Below are 7,739 nucleotides of genomic sequence, written 5' to 3'. Positions count from 1 at the left end.
CCGGTAGCTACGTTCGGAATCGATAACCGCTGAAAGCATCTAAGCGGGAAGCGAGTCCTAAGATGAGTCATCCCTAGAGATTTAATCTCTCTAAAGAGCCGTTCGAGACTAGGACGTTGATAGGCAGGGTGTGTAAGCGTTGTGAGGCGTTGAGCTAACCTGTACTAATGACTCGTGAGGCTTAACCATACAACCCTAATGGGTTTTGTATACAAGCTGTGTTACAGACTTAGTGAAAGAATATATAGCGCTTAATGAAGTGCGAACTCAAAAAAATCTCGAAAGAGTTATCAGATTTCCGAATTATTATTTACTGCAATAGCGGTAGATAAAGCAAGAATTTGCTTGGTGACAATAGCATTGTGGTACCACCTGATCCCATCCCGAACTCAGTAGTGAAACGCAATCGCGCCGATGATAGTGTGGGGTCTCCCCATGTGAAAGTAGGTCATCGCCAAGCGCCTAATATCTCTCGTAAGAGAGTCGATAAAGCCCTGACTTAACAGTCAGGGCTTTTTTCGTTTGGGGCAAAAAGAATAAATCCTAACGCTGATAACTTGAGTCATTAGCTGCAACATATCAGCGTGAGCGGTGAGTGTGGACGAATGCCCATGTGAAAGTAGATCATCGCCAAGCGCCTAATATCTCTCGTAAGAGAGTCGTTAAAGCCCTGACTTAACAGTCAGGGCTTTTTTCGTATTGGGGCAAAAAGAATAAATCCTAACGCTGATAACTTGAGTTATTAGCTGCTAGATAATATCGTAAGTGGTGAGTGGTGAGTGGTGAGTGGTGAGTGGTGAGTGGTGAGTGGTGAGTGGTGAGTGGTGAGTGTGGACGAATCCCCATGTAAAAGTAGGGGGGTAATGTCTGTGGTTATAAAGCAACACTTTATACAAACATGAAACGCGAAATACTTATCCGCAGCTAAATAGCGCCAAGCGCTTAATCTGGATTAAGAAGGCTATTGTTGTTCGCTTTTAGGATAATAGTGAACATGAGTTAGTGGCTGATATCTATTATGATTTTTTTGCTATAAACAATTGTTAGTGGTGTCTGTGAATTACATAGCTAGAGCAGCTAAAGGATTGTGGTTTCACTGTTGTTTAGAATAATTGATTAAAGCACTCATTAACATAGTGCTTTATATACTTTCTAATAGCGATGGAACTGTTGCTGTTACGCGAGTAACCTATTAAGGATGGGGATATTGGCTTCAGGGAAATCAAAACTAGTTAGATTGGTTTTATTAACCCATTCAATTTTTTGGCCTTCAACACCACTGGCAGTGCCTGTAAAGTCTTTCACTAGGTGGATCTGAAGAAGCACTTGCTTATCTGGGTAATCATGTGAAATGACCATAAAAGGCTCAGTTGTATTAACTGTTAGGTTTACTTCTTCTTTTAGCTCTCTAATTAATGCTTGTGAGACCGTTTCATTTACTTCGACCTTACCACCTGGGAATTCCCACTTATCACCTTGGTGCAGGTGTGCGTGCCTCTTAGCTAATAAAACTTGTTGTTGGTCATTGATGATTATGCCGACGGCAACATTGACTCTTTTCATTAGAATGCTCGCTTGAGTGGAGGAGGTGATTAGTGTTTAAAGAAGTCGCCTTCGTCAAAACCTTCAGAATCTAACATTTCATGGTCAAACTCTGGCTTAACGGGAATAGCATGTTTTTCGCTGGCCCAATCGCCGAGGTCGATTAATTTGCAACGTTCACTGCAAAATGGTTTGAATTTAGATTCTTGACTCCACTCTACTTGAGTCTGGCAGATTGGGCATTTAACTGAAATAGACATAAGATTCCTCGCTGTAAAATTCTTGGTGATATTAAAGAATTTAGTTGCAAGTAGCCAGTTTGAATTTTACTTTTTTGTCAGTATGTTTTTGGTTGTCAAAATTGACAAAATGAATGGCATAGCGATTTTTGTGACCACTAATTGTGGGGTAACAACCTTCTTTGCTTTTGATTTTTACTCGAACAAGTGTCAGAGGGTGTGGACTGTTTCCTTGCAAGAAACCTTGTTCAGCTTCAGCGCTTCTAAATTCTGCAGTACTTCTCGTTAAATCGAGGAGTATTTTAATGGGTTCTAAAATGGGCTGGTAATGGGCTATCCATGTTTTTAAATCTTGCTGTCTTTCATCCCATGGTTTTGATAACCAGAAATGCAGTTGCGGTAAGTCGAAATTACAACAAGCACCTGGCATACCAAATCGTTGTTTTAGTGCGGCAATAAATCTGTCTTGCTTTAAATGGCAACCTATTCTTTCGTTGGTTTGTAGCGGTGCTTTTGCTTGAATCAGCTGATCAATAATACGTTGGATTTGAATTTTATTAACATGAGGTAAAGCATGCCACTTTTCTAACAAGATAAGTTGTTTGTCGATATCTTTTAAGATGTCGGAACGATAGTCACAGCGATCTGTTAGTTCTGATAATGAAAATAATGGGTAAAAACAATGATGCTGATGATCTGATTTTGTGTGTATCTCGAGCTGATCAGCTAAATACTCAAGGCGTAAGTAGCTTCTAGTTTTTTCGTTTAATGGTTGCTCATAAATCAGGTCATCATTCATTATTATTATCTTGAGATGCTTTATCTAAATATTGCTGATGTAATAACTGAACAGTGTGACGAAGTGCTTCAGGTGTCTGGGTATTATCAATGATAGCGTCAGCTTTTTGTAATCTTTGCTCTCTATCTATCTGACTATTAATTATTTGTTCAACTTGGGTTGAATCAACACCATCTCGCTTAGCTGTTCTTGCTATTTGTTCGTGTGGTGGAATATCCACCACTAAAGTTGTATTGACTAACCTATCTAACCCATTCTCAAATAGCAAGGGTACAACCATAATTACATATATTGATTTAGCATCTGCTACTGCTTGAAGCATTTGCTGGCGTATCATGGGATGTAACAGATTATTGAGCCACAATCTCTGTTCGGGCTGATTGAATACCTTTTCACGCAGCGCAGGGCGATTAAGTTCGCCAGTGTCGAGTAATACACTGGCGCCAAAATGCTGCTGTATTTGTTGTAAGCCTGCCGAGCCTTTGGCGACCACTTGCCGGGCAATGATATCGGCATCAACGAGTTCGATGCCTAAATCTGCAAATAAGTTTGCCACGGTGGTTTTACCTGAACCAATACCACCCGTTAGGCCCACAATGAAGTTACTCATAATTTTTTCTCACACAGGATTTTTTGGTGGTCTATAAAGTACTGAGGTACCAATTTATGATGTCTTGTCCCCTGATTAACGCTACCCAGCCAGCAATGGCAATATAAGGCCCAAATGGAATTGGTTTGTCTTTGGCTAACTTTTTAAAAATGATTAGGGTGATACCCACAATAGCACCGACTAATGATGATAGTAAGATGATAAGGGGTAAATACTGCCAGCCAAGCCAAGCGCCAAATACGGCTAATAATTTGAAGTCACCATATCCCATGCCTTCTTTGCCTGTTGCCAGCTTAAATAACCAAAAAACTGACCACAAACTTAAATAACCTGCCGCAGCGCCAATAATGGCATCGGTAGGGCTGGTAAATACGCCATTGAGGTTAATGATTAAGCCTAACCACAAAATGGGTAGTGTAAGTTGATCTGGTAGCAACATTTCATCTAAGTCGATACCAGTAAGGGCAACTAGCACAAAGGTTAATATGGAGGTGAATAAAAACTGCCATGTTGGGCCAAAATGCCAAGCTAAGGTGGCAATGAGGGCTCCGGTAATAAATTCAACGATGGGATAGCGGGGACTAATCGCCGTTTTACAACTGGCGCACTTGCCTTTAAGTAGTATCCAACCCAAAACCGGTAAATTATGCCAAGCCTTAATGTTAGTTTTACATTTGGGGCAGGCAGAATTTGGCACCACTAAATTGTATTTTTTAGGGAAGTGGTCAATGGGTTTATTTAATCTTGTTTCACCTATCTCTTTTACTATGTCAGGGTGATATTCAGATAAGTAATAATTACATTCAGACTGCCATTCGCGCTTCATCATTACTGGAAAACGATGAATGACAACATTTAAAAAGCTGCCAATGGTGGCCGCAAAAATAAAGCTAATCAGCATGAAGAGCCAAGGAGTTTGGCTCATGCTAGTGGTAAAGATTTCGAAAAGTTCGGTCATTTGATTCTTATTTTAATTTAACTATTTTAAATTGTGGTATTAACCAACAACATTACCCATTTCAAAAATTGGCAAGTACATACCAACAATCAAACCACCAACGACAGTACCAATTACTACCATCATAACGGGCTCAATCAGACTTGATAAGCCATCAACGGCATCATCAACTTGCATTTCATAGATATTAGCCACTTTATTGAGCATTTCATCTAGGCCCCCCGATTCTTCACCGATCATCACCATTTGAATCAGCATGTCAGGAAATAAACCGGTGGTGCGCATAGCGACATTCATTTGCATGCCTGCCATCACTTCTTGGCGTACTTTTAGTAAAGCTTTTTTATACACAGCATTGCCTGAGGCTCCAGCTGCAGATTCTAAACCATCGATAAGGGGAACACCGGCGGCAAAGGTAGTAGCTAATGTTCTAGCAAATCTTGCCATGGTGGCTTTATGTAAAATGTCACCAATAGCGGGGATTTTTAGTACCAATTCATCCACTCGGTCACGAAACGCTTGTGAGTTTCGATGGGCACGTTTAAACAAATAAATACCAGTAATAATGGCAATGGCAAAGATATACCAAGAGCCTTGTAACCAACGAGAAATGTTGATAATTAATTGGGTAAACGCAGGTAGTTCGGCGCCAAAGCCATTAAAAATATCTTCAAATTGCGGCACTACGAATAATAACAATAAAGCGGTTACCGCAATCGCGACTACCACTACTGCCGCAGGGTAGAACATGGCTTTTTTTATTTTAGATTTTAATTGTTCAGCTTTTTCGCGGTAGGTGGCAATGCGATCGAACACAGCATCTAATGAGCCTGAATGCTCACCCGCTGCGACGAGATCGACATAGAGGTCATCAAAATAGAGTCTATGGGGTCTTAATGCATCGGATAATGGTATGCCTGATTGAACGTCAGTAACAATTGTGCCAAGTAGCTCTCGCACTTTGGCCTTTTCATGGCCACGGCCAAGCAGTTCAAAGGTGGTGACTAGTGGTACACCCGCTGACAGCATGGTTGAAATTTGACGAGTGATCATGGCAATATCCATTGCAGTGATCTTTTTCTCAGATTTAAACAAAGAGACTGACTTTTTTCTCACTCCCTTAGGCGTGACACCTTGGGCCTTTAAAATACTGCGTATTTCTGCAATAGTACTGCCACGTAATTCACCTGAAGTACGTTGACCATCACGGTTGACACCTTTCCATTCAAAAGTGAACACCTTAGGTTGGTGCTTGATATCTTTTTTGCTCTTTTGCTTTCTTCTTAGGGTTGCAGTTGCCATCAAGCAAATCCTTTTTGTTTTTATTTGACAATTCTGTTGTTAAGCAATTTGTTATAAAACTGCTTGGTTGCTTTAGTTAAAACTGGTAACACGATTCACTTCGGCAATGCTAGTAATGCCTTGGGTGACTTTAAGTAAGCCTGAGAGTCTTAAATCACGCATACCATTGGCCTTGGCCTGTTTGGCTATTTGCAGTGAGTTACCGCCTTCCATAATAGTTCTGGCAATCTCATCGGTCATTTTCATCACTTCATATATACCCACACGGCCTTTATAACCGCCAGAGCAATGCTCACAGCCGACAGGTTTATACACCGTAAAGTTAGAACTTATATTTTCGTCAGTAAAGCCTAGGCGTTTTAATTCTGCCTCGGGCACATCTTCAGGTGCTTTGCATTCAGGGCATAGGCGTCTGGCAAGGCGCTGAGCAATAATCAGGTTCACCGAACTGGCGATGTTGTAACCGGGCACGCCCATGTTAATCAGACGAGTCAAGGTTTCAGCGGCAGAGTTAGTATGCAGAGTCGATAATACTAAGTGACCAGTTTGGGCAGCTTTAATGGCAATTTCGGCGGTTTCTAAATCACGGATTTCACCCACCATGACCACATCAGGGTCTTGACGTAAAAATGAGCGTAATGCAGATGCGAAGGTTAAGCCGGCTTTTAGATTAATGTGAACCTGATTAACGCCTTCTAAGTTAATCTCTACCGGATCTTCAGCGGTGGAAATATTACGTTCTTCAGTATTGAGGATATTAAGCCCAGTATATAGGGATACGGTTTTACCAGAACCCGTTGGGCCTGTTACTAATATCATTCCCTGAGGTTTGGCGAGCATTTGCTCATAAAGCTCACGTTGGTCATCGTCATAACCGAGCTTTTCAATGCCTAATTGCGCTGAAGATGAGTCCAAAATACGCATTACAATTTTTTCGCCCCAAATAGTGGGCAGGGTGCTGACACGAAAATCGATTGATTTGGTGCGTGACAGTTTCATTTTTATGCGGCCATCTTGGGGCACGCGGCGCTCGGCAATATCAAGCTTTGACATCACCTTTAAGCGAGCGGATAGCCTGTTAGAAAGATTAACCGGTGGTTCAGATACTTCGTGCAAAATACCGTCGATGCGAAAACGAATGCGATAGCGCTTTTCATAGGGCTCAAAATGTAAATCTGAGGCGCCTTTACGAATGGCATCGGTAAGGATTTTATTAATGTAAATAACAATCGGCGCATCATCACTGCTTTCTGTTTCTTTTTCTTGATGCTGCTTATCGGTATCGGTGATTTCAATGTCAGCAAGGGCCTCTTCATCCATGCCGTCTAGGCTGAGATTGGAAATATCATCTTCTAGCAGCTTTTCAACTGCGATAGCTAGCTTATCATCTTCCACAATAATGGCTTCAGCGTGTAAACCGAGACTGAATTGAAAGTCCTCGAGGGCGGCTATATTGGTCGGATCAGAGGTGGCAATGTATATACGGTTACTGCGTTTAAATAACGGCAGGCAGCGGTGACTGGCTATTAACTTTTTATTGAGTAACTCTTCGGGAATATTGGCTAAATCAAACTCGGCTAAATCTAATAAGGGCGAACCGTACTCTTCGTAACACAGCTCGGCAATTTCTCGGGCTGATAATAGTTTATCGTTAATAATGGTGCTGACTAAAGATTGCTTCTGTTTGCGTGAATCTGCGATAGCTGCTGATATTTGCCCTTCAGTGAGGAGATTTTTACGGATGAATAAAGTGGACAGACCAAGATTAATCGCAGTTGCAGGCATAAAAGCTACTCATAGTGGGTATTAACAAAAACCAGCAGTAATACAGGGTGTTGAATTTGATAACGTTCAAATAAGTGTACTTGAAGTCGATGTAGCTGTCAGTATAAAGCTTTCATAAATTGGAAGCATATTTGTGTGCGGCACTCCTTAATTATATTATCGTTAAAAGACTCCGTTTTGCGGCAGTTATAGGTTTAATTATTTCTCACTTTCTGCTATCACAAGAATAAATTAGCCGTTTAAATCTAGATTTTAAGCTTTAAAGTCGCGTTCGATTAAGTGGAGAAAAGGAGATTGACAAATCATATACTGATGCTTTGCTATCATTTAATACCTCACAAACTTAAGAGTAAGTCGATATTAAATACAGAGACATCAATATGTAAGTTTTGCCATATAACAAATTCTTTTACTTGATAATGCTTTTATAAAAAATTGGTAAACCAATGCTAAAGTCTTTATTTGGCATACCAATTTTTTTATAGAAGGTTAAGCTTAATAATT

Annotated in this window: 7 protein-coding genes and 2 rRNA genes; 2 read left to right on the top strand and 7 right to left on the bottom strand. The window is 40.7% G+C overall.

What is annotated here, in order from left to right:
* Together Q4546_RS09010 and rrf are read left to right on the top strand one after the other, a co-directional pair.
* A 23S ribosomal RNA gene (locus Q4546_RS09010) occupies positions 1 to 189 on the top strand; the annotation flags it as partial.
* Positions 190 to 344: 155 nt separating this feature from the next.
* Positions 345 to 460: ribosomal RNA gene (gene rrf, locus Q4546_RS09005) — 5S ribosomal RNA — on the top strand.
* Positions 461 to 1,176: 716 nt separating this feature from the next.
* On the opposite strand, the gene mutT is transcribed toward rrf, so the two are convergent.
* From mutT to pilB, 7 genes are all read right to left on the bottom strand, one after another.
* Entirely contained in the window at positions 1,177 to 1,563 is a 387-nt protein-coding gene (gene mutT, locus Q4546_RS09000; protein ID WP_102531303.1) for an 8-oxo-dGTP diphosphatase MutT, read from the bottom strand.
* 29 nt (positions 1,564 to 1,592) lie between these two features.
* Positions 1,593 to 1,802 (bottom strand): DNA gyrase inhibitor YacG, encoded by a 210-nt coding sequence (gene yacG, locus Q4546_RS08995; RefSeq protein ID WP_102440041.1) that lies wholly within the window; start codon positions 1,800 to 1,802, stop codon positions 1,593 to 1,595.
* Positions 1,803 to 1,842: 40 nt separating this feature from the next.
* A complete protein-coding gene (zapD, locus tag Q4546_RS08990) occupies positions 1,843 to 2,580 on the bottom strand; it encodes a cell division protein ZapD (protein WP_303446134.1) in 738 nt (245 codons plus the stop codon).
* Positions 2,573 to 3,190 carry a dephospho-CoA kinase gene (gene coaE / locus Q4546_RS08985; RefSeq protein WP_102475435.1) on the bottom strand — a complete coding sequence of 206 codons (618 nt, stop codon included), beginning with the start codon at positions 3,188 to 3,190 and terminating at the stop codon, positions 2,573 to 2,575. Before coaE ends, zapD begins: the two co-directional genes overlap by 8 nt.
* A gap of 31 nt (positions 3,191 to 3,221) precedes the next feature.
* On the bottom strand, positions 3,222 to 4,148 hold the full coding sequence (locus Q4546_RS08980) for an A24 family peptidase (RefSeq protein WP_303446133.1): 927 nt from the start codon (positions 4,146 to 4,148) through the stop codon (positions 3,222 to 3,224).
* 39 nt (positions 4,149 to 4,187) lie between these two features.
* A complete protein-coding gene (locus tag Q4546_RS08975) occupies positions 4,188 to 5,450 on the bottom strand; it encodes a type II secretion system F family protein (protein ID WP_303446131.1) in 1,263 nt (420 codons plus the stop codon).
* Positions 5,451 to 5,522: 72 nt separating this feature from the next.
* The gene (gene pilB, locus Q4546_RS08970; protein ID WP_303446130.1) at positions 5,523 to 7,235 is read right to left on the bottom strand and encodes a type IV-A pilus assembly ATPase PilB; all 1,713 of its coding nucleotides are present in this window, start codon (positions 7,233 to 7,235) and stop codon (positions 5,523 to 5,525) included.
* Positions 7,236 to 7,739: the final 504 nt, after the last annotated feature.

Origin of the sequence: Shewanella sp. 4_MG-2023, assembly GCF_030548015.1 — a bacterium.
In the GTDB taxonomy this organism is placed as follows: Bacteria; Pseudomonadota; Gammaproteobacteria; order Enterobacterales; family Shewanellaceae; genus Shewanella.
This window is presented reverse-complemented; position numbering and strand designations above follow the sequence as displayed.